Source organism: Bacillus sp. ISL-55 (assembly GCF_018613155.1).
GTDB lineage: Bacteria > Bacillota > Bacilli > Bacillales > Cytobacillaceae > Mesobacillus.
In genome coordinates this window covers 40,564-59,798 of the sequence record NZ_JAGGQU010000022.1, presented here as the reverse complement: position 1 = coordinate 59,798, position 19,235 = coordinate 40,564, and the positions used below count along the sequence as shown (strand labels likewise).

Below are 19,235 nucleotides of genomic sequence, written 5' to 3'. Positions count from 1 at the left end.
ACCGAACGGGTTAATCAATTAGTCGGAAGGGTTTTTTGAATTCAATCATTCAGGCGAAATAAAATTAGCAGCATTTATCTTTTATACTTTTGAAAAAAATACTGGAACCCGTAAGCGAAAATAGCAAATGAATAAATGATACTGAAAAAATGCAGTGATTTCAGTCGCTCTAATTGATATATGCTTATTTTCTTAAAAAGCTTTGTGATGGGAAATGCTAATAAATAGTCAATCACCAGATTAATCCCTAAATACTGCCAAAGATTCCCATAGGCCAGGCGGAACACCCAAAGGTTTGTAACAAAAAAGGGGCCAAGAGTAAAACTAAGATCATTGAAAATTCGAGTTCCAATACCACCGGAGACTTTCCATAGTTTATATGGGTGTGATAATACCAATAAAATCGAAACTAAAGCGGTAACAAATATCGTGACAGGAAGAAACCGCTTGAATGCACGTTTGGGGTATAACAATAATGTGGACCAAGATATTAGCAGCATACACAGCCTGAAGATATTATGTAACATGGTTGCTCCTTTCTTAAATAAATCTAAACTTTTAATTGCACTATGCATAGTTTCTCCACATATACAAAATATAATAATGTAGTATGGATAAATTATTATTGTTTTAATCAGTTAACTATGATAAGTTAGACCACACACATGACTTTTGTCCTGTTAAGGAGAATTTTGCCATGATCAATGAAGAAGAAAAGTTAATCTTTTTAAAAGAACTCGGACGTTTGATTGATGATTATAAAAGATGTTGTGATGACGAATATCAAGAGCAGATTTATGAAGATATCATGCATTTAATTAATGTTATAAATTAAGAATCAATAGGGTGACCTTTTACTCACTGCTTCTTTAATTGAAGCAGTTTTTTTCTATACAAAAAATTCCTGAAAAGGTATCATAGTAAAAGCAAGGAGAATTCTACGTCACCGGGGGGTTTTGGAATTTTGGAAACAAATAGGCTCGAGGAGTTAGAGAGAAAAATTCAAGAATATGAGACGATTATTTCTGAAATGTCCGCGCCAATCATACCTTCTATTGTTCCTCAGACAATACTTATACCTATTACAGGGTTAATTCGAGCAGAGCGTTTTGATAAAATACGTGAAAAAGTTCTTAACTTTATCCATAATAAAGACATTGAAACGGCAATTATTGACTTAACTGATATAAGTGGAGAAAGAATTGAGGATGTATGCCTTGAAGAAATAGGCAGGGAGCTTCATGAGATGGCTTCCGCTATCTCGTTGATGGGTGTCAAAACGTTATTTGTAGGAATGAATCCAGAATTGGTCAAGCGGATGGTCCTTGATGGAATAAAATTAGAAGCACAATCTTTTTCAACCTTTCAAGCAGCCTTAAAACATTTGATGAAGCAAAAGGGCATGGAATTCAGAAAAATCTCAGAATAAAAATAACCCGCCAGGTTTTTCCTGGCGGGTTATTTTACAATACTTTACTTCTCGGGTTCAGAAGGAGTGGAGATCTCTTCTAAAGCTTGTCCTGCCTCATCATCCAACTTATGAGTTACGGCAAGATCTCCCAGTGAAACAATTCCAATCATCTTTCCGTCTTCAACGATTGGGAGCCTGCGAATTTGTACATCTGCCATCAAGTCTGCAGCTTCCTCGGCAGTCATATTGACAGTACCCCTCACTGGATCAGTTGTCATTACCTCAGATATGGGTGATTCCATTGAAGTGTTATCAGCAACAGCCTTCAGAATAATATCTCTGTCGATAGCAAGTCCTGTCAGTTGCTCACCCTCACAAATTGGCATGACACCAACATCCAGGTCTCTCATTTTTGCTGCTACCTCGTGAATTGGTGTATCAGGACTGCAATATTCTACGTCTCTAGTCATTACTTTTTCGATATTCATACTGTATTCCTCCTTTATTTTTTGTATATATAAGAAATACCCGGATGCTATAAAGGAGAAACTGTTAGTTTTTTGCAGGTTGAGTTGTTAAAATATGAATAAATAAGAAATTTACATAGGAACGAGGGGAAAGTAATGATTGATTTAAGAAGTGATACTGTCACGAAACCTACTGAAGAAATGCGTAAAGCTATGTACTCTGCTGAGGTGGGTGATGATGTCTATAAAGAGGATCCAACAGTCAGGGAGTTGGAAGAAACTGCAGCTGAAATATTAGGCAAGGAAGCAGCCCTGTTTGTTACAAGTGGTACACAAGGGAATCAAATAGCGGTTCTAACGCATTGTCGACCAGGACAGGAATTGCTATTGGAGGAAGAATCCCATATTTTTTATTATGAATCAGGTGCTGTAGCTGCCCTTGCCGGAGTCCAGACCAGGACCATTCCAGGTCTCAGAGGAGCAATGGAGCCAGAAGATGTTTTAAATGCAATTCGAACTGAGGATATCCATTATCCTGAAACAGGGCTGATTTGTTTAGAGAATACTCACAACCGCGCAGGAGGAGCAGTCATTCCGGTCGAAAATATGGAAGCAATCTATAGTATTGCGCAAGCCAATAAAGTGCCTGTTCATCTTGATGGTGCAAGATTGTTTAACGCCGCAGCAGCTGCAGGTGTCGATGTGAAGGAATTCGCTAAATACACAGATACTGTTCAAATATGTCTTTCAAAGGGACTAGGAGCTCCAGTTGGCTCAATCATAGCTGGTAATCCTGAATTTATTACAACAGCACGCAAATGGAGGAAGCGCCTTGGTGGCGGTATGAGGCAGGCAGGTGTCATTGCTGCACCTGGTTTGATTGCCCTGACAAAGATGAAAGATAGACTTGGAGAAGACCAATGGAATGCGAGGATTTTGGCTGAAGCAATCGAAGCGATCCCTGGAATGAAGCTTGCCAGGCAGCCCGAAACAAATATAGTCGTTGCAGATGTAGAAGGCTTGAACATCACTTCTGATGTTTTTGTCGAGAGACTGCGTTCTGAAGGAGTCATCTCGGGTACATTTGGCCCCACTTTTGTTAGGTTCGTAACCCATTATGATGTAACAGAAGATCAAATCCAGAAGGCAATCGATGCAATCGCCAAGGTAGCCAGACAATAAGACGAAAGCTGGATGGCTCACATCCAGCTTTCTTTTTTATCACCGATACATGGTCCACATCCCGATATCCACGAAGCCCAACCGCTTATATATTCGGCCTGCGTCAGGGTTGTCATAAAAGAGGCATAATAACTTTCCTTCATTCATAACGTCTTTGAAAAGTTTTTGCATCACAGCAGTTGCAAGTCCTTTTCGTCGATAATCGATGTGAGTACATACCCCAACGATCATAGCAGACATTGAATTTTCCGCAGCTGTGGAAGCTGAAGCAACCATCTTTCTATCTTGCTCAAGGTAATAAGTTCTCCCGGTACCTGTTTCCATAGATTGCATTAATATTTTGCGCGCATTTGGATTAGGATGAAATTCTTCAATCCCAGCTCTTAATTCGATTATTCGATCCACATCTTCAGTATTTGCTTTTTTAATTTCACACTCTGTTTGTCCAATAAACTCATCAGTATTACATTCAGCGAAATATGTCACTTGCTTTTTGCCAAGTTCGATCCCCGGTATATTCTCGAATTTTTCAACCAAATCACTTTTTCCAGATAAGAAAATTTTATCAGGAAAAGACTTTATAAACTTGGAAAATTCTTTCACGGGTACTGTACCAGTTTTAGCATAAGGTATGAAAGAGTTGTGGAACCGAAGTAAAATCGCTGATAAATCATGATCTTCTCCAAAAAAACCCCACAGCTCCTGGAAATCAGAATCATAACCAAACGCCTCAATATCACCAATTATGAAGAGGTTCAATGCAGCTTCATCTTTTAAAAAGTCCATAACCATTTCGTTATCACTTGCTTTTAGTTTTCTAATCATACCATTTTCTCCCTTTCAAAGCTTTTAAGTATATTATTTTAAATCTTAGAAAAATACAAGTCTTTTTTTTATAGTGAAAACGCTATTATAGAAGAGGTTACCGACGGAATCTACAAAGATAATCCAATCCTTCTTGAAAAATATGGGGAACGTGGAAGACAGAAATGCAAGGAGGATAAGCATTCTTCAATCTTTGAAAATTATCAATAAGGTGTTCTGTCTTCATTCCTCTGGAAGTCAGGGTTCCATTTAGCCAATGAGCACAATCAACAAAGTATTTTTCTTCGTCCATGGCAGCAGCTGTTTGGAGATATTTAATATGATGCTCATTTTTTATTTAGATCGTGACGACTATAATATCCTTGGATTTTCCCAAATAGGCTCAGAGACTTTTACAATAGGTGATAAGTTTCTTGACCTGGTGGATAGGGAAAGCCATGGCAAAACAAAAAATATATTGGGAAATAAGGAAAGCAAGGCAGAAGGCGAATTGACCATGAAAACCAAAGAATCCCCATATGCCCTGTTTGACATAAGTGTAAATTGGAGTGGAGATAGGGGTCATATCATTTGTATTGGAAAAGACCATCGTCTGATGGAATTAGAAAGTATTGTTGATAAACACCGTAAACGGCTGGCGGACACAAATCTAGAACTGCTTGAAAAAAAAGAGTTGGTTGAAAAAACACTTTTCGAAATTAAAGGTCTTTCTTGCCCATTCAAAAATTTAACTAAAAGCACGGCATTGGTGCCTCTTTTTGGAAACCTGGATGTTGAATTGATTGGCCAAAATGAAAAGAGGGTATTGGAAAAATCACAAGAAGGGGACTATCAAGAGGTTCTGTTCGATTTTAATGGAGTCGGAAATTTAACAATCGAAGGAGTAGAAGCCTTCGTTTCACTTGTTAATGAACTCCAGTTGATGGGGCTTCAGCCCTGTATAATTGGCATTAAACCGAATCATGCCTTTTACCTTAATAACTCAAAAACTATCCCTGATGTGCCTTTTTTAAATACTCTCAGCAAAGCATTTAACAAATCAATATAGAATGAACACTTCGATAAATTATCGGAGTGTTTTTTTATTTAGTATCGAGAAATGAGGTGAATTGGAGCATGTTTTATGGGTCTTTTTTTTCTATAAATGCTTTCTAAAGCAAGCGGTTTCCCAATATGTTTGGATCATGATTTACCAGTTCTTTTTTGCCATTTTGTTATCGCATACCGCTCTAAATTTAAATGTATATAAGGAAGAAACATGTTAATCAGAAATTGACTATCATGTTGGAAACGTGTGTTTAAATTGGAAATGCAAATGGTAATACACTTCCAAAACAGCGTCAATACTGTATTTTTGTGTTTCATTTTTCCCAAACAGAAAGGCTCGGTTAACAGTTGATATTGGCTGAAAATTTAAAATATACTTATTTCTGCAGCCGGCAAGCTGTAAAATTTTTTGAAGGCGAGAGGAGCAAAAGAATGAAAAAGAAAAGAATATTCGGATCCGCAGTACTTAGTTTGGCAATGGGTGTTTCCATGTTTGCGACAGGGGCTTTTGGTGCTACAACACCAGAAAGCCAGGATACTTATCGAGTTTTGATTCAGGGTCCGAGTGCAGAAAAAGCTAAAGTACAAGAACAATATGGCAAGCGATGGGACTTTGGTAATCAAGGATTTACAGCAGAAGTAAACAGCAAGCAATATCAGGCATTGTTAAAGAACAAAAATATCGATGTTTCTCAGGTTGGGATACACACAATTGACGCTCGTGTTGAAGGAAATGGCAATGGTAAAGGAAAAGACAAGGGTGATTACACTGTTCAGGCATCTTATCCATCTGACCAAACTCCTTGGGGCATTCAAGCAATCTATAATGATAACTACATCCAATCTACAAGCGGCGGCGATGGAATCAAGGTAGCTGTCCTGGATACTGGTATTAATCGCAACCACATCGACTTAACTGATAATGTCGAACAATGTAAAGACTTTACACAAAGTTCACCTTTGGTTAACGGAACATGTACCGACCGTCAGGGACACGGAACACATGTTGCTGGAACAGCTGTCGCCAATGGTGGTTATGACGGAGCAGGTATCTATGGTGTAGCACCACAATCTGAACTTTGGGGCTATAAAGTTCTTGGCGATAACGGTTCAGGTTACTCAGATGACATCGCAGGAGCGATTCGCCATGCTGCTGATGAAGGAGTACGAACAGGAACGAAAGTAGTCATCAATATGTCACTTGGTTCAAGTGGAAAAGATTCAATGATTGCGAGCGCTGTTGACTATGCATACAGCAAAGGTGCGCTTGTAGTAGCAGCTGCTGGGAACAGCGGTCCATATGCGAACACTATTGGCTACCCTGGCGCAATGACAAATGCCATCGCAGTTGCATCACTTGACAACGCATTCGTCAACGGAACTCATAGAGTATCCAACTTCTCTTCTCGCGGAAACCCTAATACTGACGGCGACTACTATATCCAGGAAAAAGATGTTGAAGTTTCTGCTCCTGGCGGAGGGATTTACTCAACTGCAGTAGATGGAAACTACACGACAATGAGTGGCACTTCAATGGCAACTCCTCATATTGCGGGTCTTGCAGCGAAGCTTTGGTCTTCTAACAAGTACTGGAGCAACTCACAGCTTCGTTCTGAAATCCAGAGACGTGCTAAGCTTTATGATATCAAAGGTGGAACAGGAGCAGCAACTGGAGACGATTATGCATCTGGTTTCGGTTTCCCACGTGTAAAATAATAAAAGCTGACAACTATGCCAGCCATCCGGGTTGATTGATCCGGGTGGCTTTATTTAATAATTTGTAGTAATATATGAAGAAATAATTTATAAAATATAGAATTTTTAAAAAATAGTACTTTTGATCTGTTTAAAAAGTTTGAAAAGATGGTAGATTAAAAGTAAAACGGTAGGTGAATGTATGCAATTCGGACCACTCATTAAATTTTATAGGATCCAACAAGGTTTGACACAAAAGGAACTGGCTAATGGCATATGTTCAGTTCCCCATCTAAGCAAGATTGAAAGCAACTCGAAGGAAGCCAATGAAGAAACAATGGGTCTATTGCTCGAGAGACTTGGCGTCAACCTTTCATCTATTACTGAAAATGAAGGACAGATTAAGCAGCTGGTCGGTGAACTGAATGAGAAAATTGATTATTACTTAAACGATGACGCTGATGGTGTAATGAAGAAGCTGCAAGAGTTTGAAGGAATCATCCCTTTTTCTACAAATTTACATACATATGAACTTGCTAAATATAGGTATTTAATATTTAAAGGTAAGATTTCTGAAGCAAGTAAGCAATTTGAACTGTTGAATAAGCAAAAGAATATATTTTCCCAACCTCAAATGGCTTTATTTTCCTATCTGCGTGCTGTATGGTTATTAAAGAAGGGAAATTGTAAAAAAGCGGATGGCATTTTAAATTCGATAGGAAAAGCATCCAAAATTGAAATTTCTAGCGGGGAATTACTATACCATCGCGCATTAGCTAAAAGTTCCCTTGATGAACCAGGCTATGCTATATATTATGGCAAGCTAGCACTAGAAGAATTTATGGAGGACCATAACTTCAAAAGAATATTGCACGTAATGATTTTATTAGGGATCAACTACACACATTCGAAAATTTATGAAGAAGCTCAAGATTGTTTTAAACACTTGATCCGCAATGCAGAATTATTGAAAGAAACCAATCTATTACCTGATATTTATCATAATATGGGTTACTTGCAGAAGAAATTGAATAATTATCAAGATGCCCTCGTATTCTTTGAAAAAAGTAAGGAAATGCAAACCCAGGTTAATCTAAACTATATTATTACCACCTATTCGATAGGTGAAATTAACTTTGAACTTGGCAATAATAATCAGGCAAGAGATGCTTTTGAAGAGGTACATGAAGTCTCCAAGAGGTTAGATAATCGCAAGTATAAGATACTATCACATTATTACCTTATGAACCTTGAGTCACCCGAAAAATCACTTGCTTACTCTGAATCAAAAGTAATTCCGTATTTAGAAGAAAGTGATGGGAAAAGTGAAGAGTTAATTGGATTTTACAAAATGCTATCAAATCACTATCAAAAGATAGGCAGGTTTGATCAAGCAGTAAAATATATTGAAAAAATTAATTAAATGGAGGAATGTAAAATGAAAAGGAAGTTATTTGCTTTACTTTCAACAAGTGCATTTGCTTTAGGTGTTTTAGCAGCAGGCATGCCACCAATCCAACCTCCAGTATAAAAATTGCAGCAAAAAGGCCGACTTTAGGCCTTTTTGTTTTTTTACCCGGAAAACTTGGGAAAATTTTAATAGCGTTAAATTACCCCCAGAACCCTCATATAATATACGAACTATTTTCACGAAGCCGGACGTACATTATCTGTCCAGCTGAAAACTATGAGGAGGTTCGGTATGGGAACAATTAGCATGGATATTGACGAGCTCTTGGATGAGACAACGGAAATTGCTGAAACTGATCTGAGTTTTACACTGAACCAAATTGAAATTGATCGTTTACTTGAAAATACACGCCATTGGTAAAAGATATTAATCCGTTCCAGGATTCACTGGGACGGATTTTTTAATTTTATTGGATGTATCAGAACGTATGTACTATAATTAAAATAAGAATTTAACTTATGGGCCAGGTGAGTGGATGAAGAATCAAATCAAGATACCGGTAAGAACTTTGGCTGAGTATGTACATAGAAGTGGGAGTATCGTATCTGGCTTCAGGACTGCTTCATCTTTTACCGAAGGCTCACGAATCCATCGTGAAGTCCAAAATACCTATAACGAGCATGATCAAAGTGAAGTTTTTTTAAAGACAGAAATAGAGTATGAAGACCTTTATTTTATTATAGAAGGACGATGTGACGGGGTTCTTATAAATGGCGGACATACTATCATTGATGAAATAAAGTCAACTTCTTTAAGCCTTGACCTTATCGATATGGATACTAATCTTGCTCACTGGGCCCAGGCAGAATGCTATGCCTATATGTACATGCAGGAACATGAACTTGATTGTATTGATATCCAGCTTACTTATGTTCAGAAATCCTCTGGTGAGATGAAAAGATTCATAAGAACCCGGACATATAATGAGCTAAAAGAAGTTATATTGAATATGGTTTCTGTATTTGCTCCTTATGCTAAATTGCGTTTAGAGCATGAATTGAAAAGAAACCAGAGCATAAAAGATCTGGATTTCCCTTTTGCTCAATACCGTAAGGGACAGCGGCAGCTTGCTGGTTCGGTGTATAAAACAATCCAGGATGAGAAGACTATTTTCGCTAGTGCTCCTACCGGCATCGGTAAAACAATATCCACAATCTTTCCGTCCGTCAAAGCGATCGGAGAGAACCACCTGAAAAAGCTTTTTTACTTGACTGCCAAAACAACGACGAGGAAAACAGCAGCTGAAGCTTTCAGTCAGCTGTTCGCCAAAGGTCTGCATATTAAGGTTGTAACCATAACGGCAAAGGATAAGGTTTGTTTTACAGAACAAGGGATATGCAACAAGGAGCATTGTGAGTTTGCGGACGGCTATTATGACAGAATAAACGAAGCAATACTCGATATTTTGCATAATGAAAACTCGTTAGACAGGCTTTGTATTGAAAAATACGCCCTCAAACATAGAGTTTGTCCATTCGAATTTTCTCTGGATCTTGCATATGCGGCTGATACAGTCATTTGTGATTATAATTATATATTTGACCCAAAGGTTTCTTTAAAGCGTTTATTTGATGATCATAAAAAGGAAACTGTGCTTCTTGTTGACGAGGCCCACAACCTTGTTGACAGAGGCAGGGATATGTTTTCCTCAACTTTGGAAAAGGCGCCATTTTTGCAGCTTAAAAGAGAGTTTAAAGGGAGAAATAAGGATATCCATGATATTTCCAAGCAGTTAAACGACTTCTTTATCAACATCAGGAAGCAGGCTGAACAGTCTAAAACGATTAAGTTCAACGAGCCACTTGAGGAGTTTAATCAGTTAGTGCTGGAATTTATTGACCATGCTGAAAAAGAATTGCTAAAAGAGAGTCCAGGGGATTCTGAGCTTTTGCTAGAAACCTATTTCGCGGCGCTGAACTGGCAAAGAATCAGCAAGCTATTTGACCAAAGGTTCATTTTATATGCAGAGGTTCAAAGGAATGAAGTTAAAATAAAACAATTTTGCCTTGATCCCTCCTATTTAATCAAAGATGCAGGTAAAAACTTTAAATCCCGTGTCTACTTTTCGGCGACTTTGAGTCCAATTGGTTATTACATGGATATGTTGGGTGGAGACGAAAATGATTATGTTCTCCGTATTCCTTCTCCATTTTCACAAGAACAAAACCAGGTAATGATCCATCCTTTATCAACAAGATATAAGGATAGAGAAAACTCGATCCAACCAATAGTTAAAACACTGACTGAAACCATTCAAAGCAAGCCAGGCAACTACTTAGTCTTCTTACCTTCCTATCTATATCTTAGTTCGGTATTGGAAGAATGGAATCTTGGCAATCATGGCATTCCTACAATTGTACAGGGTACAGGAATGGCAGATGTCGAACGTGAAGCGTTTCTGGAATCCTTTAAAGCAGATGGATCAGGTTCATTAGTGGGGTTTGCCGTCCTGGGAGGTATTTTTTCAGAAGGAGTGGATTTAAAGGGTGACCGACTGAATGGAGTAATTGTCGTGGGTGTTGGTCTGCCCCAGATAGATTTTGAACGGGATTTAATCAAGAAGTATTTTTCCTCAACAGGTAAAAATGGCTATGATTACGCCTATGTTTATCCTGGCATGAACAAAGTGCTGCAGGCTGGCGGGAGACTCATTCGGTCAGAAAAAGATACAGGTTCGATTTTATTAATAGATGATCGATATTTACAGCGCAAATATCAGTCTCTTTTGCCCGATGTATGGAAAAGCTATACGGTCTTATAGGAAAGCATCCTGATGTACAGGATGTTTTTTGTTTTTTAGAACTTTTTTAGAGGATTTAAAGCCATACCGGCGAATCTTCCGTCTAATGAGTAAGAACGGTTACAAGGGGGTGCACCTATTGCTGAAGTTGATTAAAAAGGCACAGAAGGGAAATGACAAAGCATTTCTCGAGCTTTTCCAGCAATATGAGCAAGATCTATACAAGATGGCGTTTATATATGTGAAAAACCAGAATGACGCATTGGATGTTGTACAGGAAACAGCTTACAAGTCTTTTAAATCCATTAAAGAACTGAAAGAGCCTAAATATTTTAAGTCATGGCTAATCAGAATAGCCATCAGCTGTTCTCTCGACATTCTTAGAAAAAGAAAAAAGGTTGTGCCGCTGAAGCCCGATTTTGATGAATTTATTTCCGGAACAGTCGATGAAGATTTAACATCCGAAATTACATTAAAGGGATTGATTGATGAGCTGAGGGAGGAAGAAAAAAGTGTAATCCTTCTTAGATTTTATCAAGGAATGACTTTAAGAGAAGTTTCAGAAACATTGAATATTCCACTAGGTACAGCAAAGACAATATTGTACCGGGGATTGGGGAAGCTTCGCAAAGATTTGGAGGGAGATGAGGCAAATGAGCAATAAAATTCAATCAGAAATGAATAAAATTGAAATACCGAAAGAATTGAGTGACCGGAGCAGAATAGGGATTGAAAAGGCAAAAACGGAGATAGGAAAAAGCAATAAAATGAAATGGCTCGCCTTTGCAACACCCGGCATTGCTGCGATCATTGCCTTGGGAATCGCCGGTCCTGGATTGCTTTCAAATAAACCTCCTGAAAATCCTGTGATTCAAACGGTACAAACCAGTCATGCTTTTGATGTTACTGACCCTCAAAGGCTTGTCGGATGGGCTGATAATGTGTTCGTTGGAAAAGTCATAAAGATGTCTGGAACTTCTGAAGAAAGAGGGATGATTGAAACACAGTTCAAAGTGGAGGTGGCTGAGAATATCAAGGGTGAATTACAAGATGAGGTAACAGTCAATCAGCAGGGGGGCTATGAAGGGCAGAACCTGATACTGGTGGAGAATGACCAGCTGCTAAAAGAAGGAGAAAGCTATTTATTTGTATCCAGGAAGAATGAAGAACAGGACTGGCATACAGTTGTTCCTGTTTACGGAGACATTATAATCGAAAGTGAAGCACATAAAGAAGAAATGCTGAACAAATACAAAAAGGCATATCAGGAAGAAATTCCATTTGAGTAAGTTTAAAAGACCAAGATTCTTGGTCTTTTATCTTTCTTGGAAAAAATCATTAATCTTTCTCTTCATTTTTTCTTTATTACTATTAAATTGGTGAAGGCGATGGCCATTCGCACCTGACGGATGTGGGAACCCGAACAAGATATTATTTTCGTTGATTATGCCGGATCGCTTATATTCGGATATTATTTCCTCGACTCCTTTACCAAGCGGGATGACCAGTGCATTCCTAAGTAAGGCAGCCTGGGGCTCGAAGAATTCTGCCAGAAAAGAAGTCAATAATTCATTCTTCTTGATTTTCGGGCTATGGCCGGTATAGTTCTTTCCATTGATAAAGACTGCATAAGGAATGAGAGAAGTGGTATGAAGCAGGTAATCTTTATCGTTAAAAAGCTCCTCGCAGCTTTTTAAATCCAAAAAGTTATTCAGGTCTAAATCATTGAGCATTTGGATGATGTTACTGCGAAGTACCCCATAAAACCTTGCCTCACGCTTACAAATATAAGCTACCTCATCAAGAGAAAGGTTTTCCTCTAAACATTTTCGGGCAACCGCAATCGACTTACTCATTTGTTGAAACCCGGGTGTAATTCCTACAATAAACACTTTGGCCTTTTTATTGATATATTCGTTATGAGTGCAATAGTAAATTTCAGTGTTATTTTCCTTGGCCATCATAAAATCCGAAGTTAATAGTTCACTTCGACTATAACTTTCTTTTAAAGGGAGATTTGCAATTTTCTTGTAGTATTTCTCCAGCTTGTTCATGCTTATCCCCCATTACATTAAAAGTTGCTAATTTCAGTTATTACCTTTTTCAATACATCAATCGAATCAACTGGCCGGTCCGCATAGTTGAGACTGTGCTCTGTACCTGGTATCAAAAGTGTCTGCATATTTTCCTTTTCATTAAGTTTCTCAAATTTTTCAGATATAAAACATGGATCTTCATCACCAATGATGCAAAGACCATTTTGTGATGATGAAAGCATCTTATCCAAAACATAATCCAATTGCAGAAGCGGAGTAAGCCAGACAATCTTCGCGTTTTTTAATGAGATTCGGTCTACTATTGAAGATAGGGCAATGGTTCCCAGTGATTTACCGATTAAAGTATAATCTGCGTATGACTGGTACTTAAGGGTATGATCTAGTACTGAATTGACATCCTCCGTTATTTGCTGTATTTCCTCTTCCAAGGTTAAAGATTCTGATTGAACAGTATTGTAATCATAGTTAACATGAAGAACATCGAAACCTTTATTTAAAAAGACTCCAGTAGAATAATGAAATAAAGGTCCTTGGACAGTATATCCTCTTCCAGGTAGCAAGACGACGAGGGAACTTGCTTGCTTATTCTGTTTGATAAGTTGAAATGGAACTGGCTGGTTCTTGTAACCGGAGACAGAAACTTTGGTAAAAGTGTACATTTTCATAGCTCCTAAAAGTTTTCTCTATTATACATGAATTTTCAGAAAATGGAATTGCAAAAACATATTGACTCTGACGCTGCGTCATAGTTTACGATCTTAATGTGGAGGTGATCGAGATATGTACAAAGTAAAAGAAGTTGCGGAGACGACTGGAGTAAGTGTGCGTACTCTGCATCATTATGATCGTATTGGTTTACTCAAACCGGAGGAGGTGTCCTCTTCTGGGTACAGACTTTATTCAGATGAAAATCTTGAGCGTCTTCAGCAAATTTTAGTTTTCAAGGAAATGGATTTTTCTCTTCATGAAATCAAGGAGTTTATTGACCGGCCAGAGTTCAACCGCAAAGAAAATCTCAAAAAGCATAAAGAATTGCTTTTAGCGAAAAAAAAGCGGCTTGAAGAGATCATCCGGACAGTGGAAATGACAATTGATTCAATAGAAGGAGGTTATCAAATGGAGAATAAGGATATGTTCAAAGGTTTTGATATGAAGGAAATCGAAGAACATCAGAAGAAATATAGTGAGGAAGCGAAGGAAAGATACGGTAAGGAGACTGTCGAAAAAGTAGAGAAGAGGACCGCTGGATATTCTTCTGAAGACTGGGGGGAAATCCAGAATAAGACAGATGAAATTTATAAGCGAATCATGGCCGGAATGGACTACGGTCCAGAAGACCCGGGAGTGCAGCGGGCAGTAGCGGATTGGCGCCAGTTTATCACTGATCATTATTATGATTGCACCCTGGATATATTTCGCGGTCTTGGGGATTTATATGTCGATGACCCACGGTTCACAAAAAATATAGACAAATACCAACAAGGACTAGCAGCGTTCTTTAAAGAAGCAATACATTACTATTGCGATCAGCAAGAAAAGTAAATCAATTTATTAAGCTCGGAAGCAGCCAATTTATATTGGCTGTTTATTTGTTTCTGATTGAAACAATTCTCTACCTCCTACGTATAAAGATATAGCGTTGCAGTTCTTTGTCTGCTTAGATGTTTAAAGATTCCATAAAAGTGAATGAGGGTATTACTAGTATGAAGGAGGTTTTATTATGAAAAAGTTTTTCAAAAGAATTAGGCTTATATTTAAAGTGAAAAGGTTTTTCCCTTTTTTAATAGAGTTCTTTACTTCTAAAATGGTCCCAGTAAAGCAAAAAGTAATTTCAGTTGGTTTGATCATCGGATATTTTCTGCTGCCGTTCGATATCATCCCAGACTTCTTAACCCTGATTGGGATTGTAGATGATGTAGGCGTGCTGCTTATCATTTTCCAGCAAATAATAAAAATGGCTCCCCCTGAGTTAAAGGAAAAACATAATCTAGATTAAAAGGCAGATAGATAAATCTAATAATACATGGAGTCATTGGACCACCATGTTAATAATTTCTTAATAGGGAAGATATTTGATATAATTCAGAAAAAGACTATCTTGCACTTTTATTATAGTCACAGTGGTGCAGATGGGGGGAAGCTTAGTGCACAGAAATCAAAACTTATATATATATCTAAAAGAAAACACCCGCAATTTAACGGAAGAATGGTATCAAAATATTGATAAGACTAAGACAGCAGGTGTTTATGCGTCAAAAGAACCTGATGTCATAAAAGCCTTAAAAGAGCAAAATCATGATTTCCATCTTCATTTTATTGAATTATTCAAAAAAGGTGAAAAAGAATTTTTCCAGGATTTTGAACCATGGATTATCAAAATTGCCAGTGATATTGAACATATTAATACGCCAATCCATTATGTGATCAGGGAATTTAAAAACGTAAGGAATCAGTATTTTGACTATGTCCGAAAATTTGCGGAGGCACATCCAGAGATAACGAGAAAAGAAGTGGATGATTGGTATGACGTCATCCTGAAAGAAATGGATGAAGTCATTTTACGATTTGTTGAAGCTACATATAAATACTCGCAAACCGTTTTGAAAGCCCAGCAGGACACTATCAACGAATTAAGTGCACCTGTCATCTCGTTAAGCAACCATCAAGGCTTGCTGCCTCTTATTGGAGATATTGATACATACAGGGCGAAAATGATTCTTGAAAACACATTGAAACATTGCAGTCAAAGAGATATACACCATTTGTTTGTCGATCTATCCGGTGTGGCGATGATAGACACAATGGTTGCCCACCAGTTATTCCAGCTTTTAAATGCATTGAAACTAATAGGCGTGAAGACAACTCTTTCTGGTATCAGGCCTGAAATAGCCCAGACAGCCGTTCAGCTCGGGCTTTCATTTAAAGAAACAGAAGTTCGTACAAGTCTGTCCCAGGCTCTTGAGCAAAAATAAAAAGGCTTTCCACTGCGGAAAGCCTTTTACTTTTGTTATGCCATTATATATTGATCTTCACGAAATCCAGTTTTATCTTGAACGATCTCATCTACTTCGGAACCATCAAGTGTTTCTTTCTTCAGCAATTCATCTACTAGTCGTTCAAATTGATTCTGATGGGCATTTATGATCATTTCGGATTTTTCTAAAGCGTCATCGAAAAGCTCCTGCATTTTTGTTTCTTTTAAGCCTTTGCTAAATGTAAGTGAGAAACCTTCCTGAAGCAATCCGGTGTCTACCATTTGCTCAATGATCTGTTTAGCCTGTTGGACATCACCGCTTACCCCGATACTGTGCTCACCTAGAATCATCCTTTCAGCGACACCGCCAGCAAGAATCATGGCAATCCGGTCGATCAAGTCGCTGTGTGTGGACAATTGAAGCTCTTTCGGAATTGGAGCCACATAACCAAGTGCCTGTCCCCGAGGAATGATCGTTGCTTTCCGGACTGAACCAGGTTTAGTGACAGCTGATACCAGAGCGTGCCCAGCCTCATGGATTGCTACCCTGCGCTTTGTGTCAGCATCCTGAAGAGTGCGGGACGTGCTGCCTAGTATCGTGCGGTCAAGAGCATAATCTATATCACTCTTCGAAATGAAATCCTGTCCATTCCTTAACGCCCGTCTACTTGCAGTCTCAAACAATGAATTTAACTCTGCGCCTGAGAAACCAGAAGTACTTTCTGCCAGGTCATCCAATGATGCTGTGACATCGGCAGCAAGGTTTTTCCCTTTAATATGGATATCGATGATTTCTCTTCTCCCTTTCGTATCAGGAAGTGGAACGTTAAATGAGAAATCGATACGGCCAGGGCGCAGAAAGGCATCATCAAGCATGTCTTTTCTGTTTGTTGCAGCAATGAATAGGATGCCATCGTTAGAATGTCCTCCGTCAAGCTGGACAAGAAGCTCTGTTAATGTCTTTTCACCTTCTTCACCGCCATGGGGTTTACGCTTGCCTGCAAGAGCATCGACTTCATCGATGAAAATTACAGCAGGACCTTGTTTGCGGGCACTTTGGAATAAGCTGCGGACACGCGATGCACCTACACCGATGAACATTTCATTAAATGCAGATCCACTGGCTGAGAAGAAATTGGCATTCAATTCACGGGCAATTGCTTGTGCAAGTAAGGTTTTACCTGTGCCAGGAGGTCCATATAACAAAATCCCCTTTGGAGGCTTGATGCCCATCTTTGATGATTTATCTGGATTTTTCAAGATTGTTAGAGTCTGGACGATTTCCTCTTTCATTTCTTCTTGCAATCCACCTACATCTGCTAAGGTAAGGGAAGGCAGGGGGGTAGGCTTTGATAAACTGTTTTTCATTCTATTGCCTGAGCCTATACCTCCTGTTTTCTTTTGGATCACGAAGGCAGTACCCATCAACAGCAATAATACTCCACCAAGGATCCAAGCGCCATACTTGCTGTTGTTCATATATTCATAGTTTATATTATATTTCTCTACTAATTTCTCAACCATCTGGCTGCCGGGAGGAACTTGGGAAACAAATGTTGAATCTTTTGTTTCAAGTACAAGAGTTCCATCCATTTTTTCAATTAATGTTGCTTCGCCACCATTTAGGCCCTCAATAGACTTGACAAGCGAAGAAAATGGTACCGATACTTTATCATCAGTATTTTGAACGACATATGTCGCTGCTAACGTAATTATAACCATAAACGCCGCAAAAAGCGGAAGGATCTTAGAAACAAACTTCGGATTTGAATTCATAGTTTCAGCTCCTTATTAATTCTAAATACCATTATAAGTAATATAACAACGTTATGAATGGGTAAATTGTATGACTCGCAGTGGTAAATAAATGAAATTAATAGGCTTGATGTTTAGAAATGTTGATAAGACGGGTATAAAGGAGGTTTTTTGTATATGGTGTTGGGAAAATTTATGTGGACAAATTGTGACATTAATCGTAAATGGAAAAAAATACAAGTTTAAACTGAATAGCTACTTGAAACTTTTGGAAGGTAAAGATAGGATGTAAAGAGAAATACTTAAGTAATATTCTGACATTTATTTTGTGCGCTCAGGAGGGGTCTGTTTGAAGGGCTGGAAGAATCCCATGCTATTGGTTCTGGGAATTGGGATTTCAAACATTGGTAATTGGATTTATTTTGTGGCTATTAATTTATTAGTATTGAAATTAACAGGCTCTGCTGCAGCGATTGCAGGATTATTCATCATCAGGCCTTTGGCAATCCTCTTAACAAATACATGGGCTGGCAGCGTCATAGATCGGGTCAATAAGAGAAGGTTAATGATTTTCATCGATATCGTTCGTGGTATCTTAATAGCGATCATTCCATTATTTACTTCGCTAGTTCCGATTTATATAATTATGTTTTTAACTAATATAGCTGGGGCATTTTTTGGTCCCACTTCAGAAACTTACATAACGAAGCTTGTTCCTCCTGAAAAGAGAAAACGCTTCAATTCAATTTTTTCCTTTGCAACATCAGGGGCTATGCTGGTTGGACCGAGTGTGTCTGGACTGCTGATCATGTATGGGAGCATAAGTACAAGTATCTATATTAATGCAGTAACTTTCTTTCTATGTGCTATAGCAATTTTCTTCCTGCCAGATGTTGATGAAAGGTTAACTAATGAACAATACAGAGATCGAATTACGATGAAAATGATCGCAGCGGATTGGAAGGCTGTGCTCAATTTTGGGAAAACAGCAGCAGGTTTTATGGTGGTTTTCCTGATATTTCAGCTCATTACTTTAATCTCATTTGCACTTGATTCTCAGGAGGTAACCTTCATTCAGCAGGTTGTCGGCTTATCAGAAAAGAATTACGGACTGTTGGTAAGTCTTACAGGAGCGGGGTATGTGGTTGGTTCATTGGCAGTGTCAGCTCTGGCGAATCGTCTTTCCATAAAAATGCTCTTGGGATTGGGGTCGTTTTTGTCTGTAACAGGATACTTAATGTTTTATCTTGCTTCTCCAGACACGGTACCTCTAGCAGTAATTGGCTTTATAATTATTGGGTTCTTTTCTCCATTTTCGTTTACCGGTTACACAACATTTTTCCAAAACAATGTACCTGTTGACTTGATGGGCAGATTCAGCAGTGCGTTTGCCTTCTTTCAGGCAATGGTGCAAATCGTTCTAACGTTACTTTTAGGTTATTTAGCAGAATTAGTGAAACTACAAACAATTACTATCGCATTCTCGGCACTCGGGCTGCTGTTGGCTGTTGCCCTGACTTCAATCATATTCCTGCAGTCAAAGGAAGATCTATTCATCCTTGAGGCAGAAAACAATTTAACAGAAGAGGGTTAGTAAGGAGGGTGTCCCAA

At 38.4% G+C, this 19,235-nt stretch carries 19 protein-coding genes; 14 read left to right on the top strand and 5 right to left on the bottom strand.

All coding sequences use genetic code 11. The annotated features are described in order from the left end of the window. The first annotated feature begins 697 nt into the window (after positions 1–697). The gene (locus J7E32_RS12210) at positions 698–835 is read left to right on the top strand and encodes a hypothetical protein (RefSeq protein WP_023614008.1); all 138 of its coding nucleotides are present in this window, start codon (positions 698–700) and stop codon (positions 833–835) included. Positions 836–964: 129 nt separating this feature from the next. Further along, a complete protein-coding gene (locus tag J7E32_RS12205) occupies positions 965–1,429 on the top strand; it encodes an STAS domain-containing protein (RefSeq protein ID WP_214907638.1) in 465 nt (154 codons plus the stop codon). A gap of 44 nt (positions 1,430–1,473) precedes the next feature. On the opposite strand, the gene J7E32_RS12200 is transcribed toward J7E32_RS12205, so the two are convergent. After that, positions 1,474–1,899: a CBS domain-containing protein gene (locus tag J7E32_RS12200; protein WP_214907637.1), complete on the bottom strand. Its 426-nt coding sequence runs from the start codon at positions 1,897–1,899 to the stop codon at positions 1,474–1,476. Positions 1,900–2,034: 135 nt separating this feature from the next. On the opposite strand from J7E32_RS12200, the gene ltaE reads away from it, so the two are divergent. Continuing rightward, positions 2,035–3,060 carry a low-specificity L-threonine aldolase gene (gene ltaE / locus J7E32_RS12195; RefSeq protein ID WP_214907636.1) on the top strand — a complete coding sequence of 342 codons (1,026 nt, stop codon included), beginning with the start codon at positions 2,035–2,037 and terminating at the stop codon, positions 3,058–3,060. A gap of 39 nt (positions 3,061–3,099) precedes the next feature. Here the strand turns inward: ltaE and J7E32_RS12190 are convergent, their stop codons facing one another. Further along, the gene (locus J7E32_RS12190) at positions 3,100–3,885 is read right to left on the bottom strand and encodes a GNAT family N-acetyltransferase (protein WP_214907635.1); all 786 of its coding nucleotides are present in this window, start codon (positions 3,883–3,885) and stop codon (positions 3,100–3,102) included. Between the two features lie 319 nt (positions 3,886–4,204). Between J7E32_RS12190 and J7E32_RS12185 the strand changes: the two genes are divergently transcribed. The 7 genes from J7E32_RS12185 (at position 4,205) to J7E32_RS12160 (ending at position 12,127) form a co-directional block, all read left to right on the top strand. Continuing rightward, positions 4,205–4,933: an STAS domain-containing protein gene (locus tag J7E32_RS12185; RefSeq protein ID WP_214907634.1), complete on the top strand. Its 729-nt coding sequence runs from the start codon at positions 4,205–4,207 to the stop codon at positions 4,931–4,933. Between the two features lie 431 nt (positions 4,934–5,364). Beyond that, positions 5,365–6,648: a S8 family peptidase gene (locus J7E32_RS12180; protein WP_214907633.1), complete on the top strand. Its 1,284-nt coding sequence runs from the start codon at positions 5,365–5,367 to the stop codon at positions 6,646–6,648. Between the two features lie 181 nt (positions 6,649–6,829). After that, positions 6,830–8,050 carry a helix-turn-helix domain-containing protein gene (locus J7E32_RS12175; RefSeq protein ID WP_214907631.1) on the top strand — a complete coding sequence of 407 codons (1,221 nt, stop codon included), beginning with the start codon at positions 6,830–6,832 and terminating at the stop codon, positions 8,048–8,050. 279 nt (positions 8,051–8,329) lie between these two features. Next, entirely contained in the window at positions 8,330–8,458 is a 129-nt protein-coding gene (locus tag J7E32_RS22900; protein WP_264190894.1) for a hypothetical protein, read from the top strand. A gap of 115 nt (positions 8,459–8,573) precedes the next feature. Next, positions 8,574–10,859: an ATP-dependent DNA helicase gene (locus J7E32_RS12170; RefSeq protein ID WP_214907629.1), complete on the top strand. Its 2,286-nt coding sequence runs from the start codon at positions 8,574–8,576 to the stop codon at positions 10,857–10,859. Between the two features lie 109 nt (positions 10,860–10,968). Beyond that, complete coding sequence (locus J7E32_RS12165; protein WP_353654046.1) at positions 10,969–11,502, top strand: sigma-70 family RNA polymerase sigma factor; 534 nt, start codon at positions 10,969–10,971, stop codon at positions 11,500–11,502. Continuing rightward, positions 11,492–12,127: a hypothetical protein gene (locus J7E32_RS12160; RefSeq protein ID WP_214907625.1), complete on the top strand. Its 636-nt coding sequence runs from the start codon at positions 11,492–11,494 to the stop codon at positions 12,125–12,127. The genes J7E32_RS12165 and J7E32_RS12160 overlap by 11 nt, the downstream gene beginning before the upstream one ends. Positions 12,128–12,154: 27 nt before the next feature. Here J7E32_RS12160 and J7E32_RS12155 read toward each other — a convergent pair whose 3' ends face one another. Together J7E32_RS12155 and J7E32_RS12150 are read right to left on the bottom strand one after the other, a co-directional pair. Continuing rightward, positions 12,155–12,892 carry a uracil-DNA glycosylase family protein gene (locus tag J7E32_RS12155; RefSeq protein WP_214907623.1) on the bottom strand — a complete coding sequence of 246 codons (738 nt, stop codon included), beginning with the start codon at positions 12,890–12,892 and terminating at the stop codon, positions 12,155–12,157. A 17-nt stretch (positions 12,893–12,909) separates the two neighbouring features. Further along, on the bottom strand, positions 12,910–13,554 hold the full coding sequence (locus J7E32_RS12150) for an alpha/beta family hydrolase (protein ID WP_214907621.1): 645 nt from the start codon (positions 13,552–13,554) through the stop codon (positions 12,910–12,912). Positions 13,555–13,675: 121 nt separating this feature from the next. On the opposite strand from J7E32_RS12150, the gene J7E32_RS12145 reads away from it, so the two are divergent. The 3 genes from J7E32_RS12145 to J7E32_RS12135 all read left to right on the top strand — a co-directional run bounded on the left by J7E32_RS12145 (position 13,676) and on the right by J7E32_RS12135 (position 15,867). Then, entirely contained in the window at positions 13,676–14,437 is a 762-nt protein-coding gene (locus J7E32_RS12145; RefSeq protein ID WP_214907619.1) for a MerR family transcriptional regulator, read from the top strand. A gap of 178 nt (positions 14,438–14,615) precedes the next feature. Continuing rightward, complete coding sequence (locus J7E32_RS12140; protein ID WP_214907617.1) at positions 14,616–14,891, top strand: YkvA family protein; 276 nt, start codon at positions 14,616–14,618, stop codon at positions 14,889–14,891. Positions 14,892–15,039: 148 nt separating this feature from the next. Continuing rightward, entirely contained in the window at positions 15,040–15,867 is an 828-nt protein-coding gene (locus J7E32_RS12135) for an STAS domain-containing protein (protein ID WP_353654043.1), read from the top strand. Positions 15,868–15,902: 35 nt separating this feature from the next. On the opposite strand, the gene J7E32_RS12130 is transcribed toward J7E32_RS12135, so the two are convergent. Then, positions 15,903–17,645, bottom strand: coding sequence for an AAA family ATPase (locus J7E32_RS12130; protein WP_214907613.1), 1,743 nt, complete (start codon positions 17,643–17,645; stop codon positions 15,903–15,905). Between the two features lie 328 nt (positions 17,646–17,973). Between J7E32_RS12130 and J7E32_RS12125 the strand changes: the two genes are divergently transcribed. After that, the gene (locus tag J7E32_RS12125) at positions 17,974–19,218 is read left to right on the top strand and encodes an MFS transporter (protein WP_214907611.1); all 1,245 of its coding nucleotides are present in this window, start codon (positions 17,974–17,976) and stop codon (positions 19,216–19,218) included. The last annotated feature ends 17 nt before the right edge of the window (positions 19,219–19,235 follow it).